We start from the raw sequence: 287 nt of genomic DNA on the forward strand, positions 1-287 counted from the left end.
ATGAGCGCGCCCTCGACCGCCTTGTCCAGGTCGGCGTCGTCGAACACGCTGAACGGCGCGTTGCCGCCCAGCTCCAGGGAAACTTTCGTGATGTCCTTGGCGCACTCTTCCATCAGCTGGCGACCGATTTCGGTCGAGCCGGTGAACGACAGCTTGCGCACCAGGGAGTTGCCGGTCAGCTCGGAGCCGACTGCGCCGGATCTGCCGGTAATGACGCTCAGCACGCCAGACGGGATGCCGGCACGGTTGGCCAGCTCGACCAGGGCCAGGGCGGAGTACGGGGTCTG

The 287-nt window shown here is 66.6% G+C and carries 1 protein-coding gene; it reads right to left on the bottom strand.

Annotated elements, in window-relative coordinates; translation table 11 throughout:
- Positions 1-287, bottom strand: a 287-nt coding sequence (locus tag OH705_RS27035; RefSeq protein WP_267303411.1) for an aldehyde dehydrogenase family protein, incomplete at both ends; no start/stop codon positions are given.

Origin of the sequence: Pseudomonas sp. BJa3, from assembly GCF_026343815.1 — a bacterium.
Classification (GTDB): Bacteria; Pseudomonadota; Gammaproteobacteria; order Pseudomonadales; family Pseudomonadaceae; genus Aquipseudomonas; species Aquipseudomonas soli.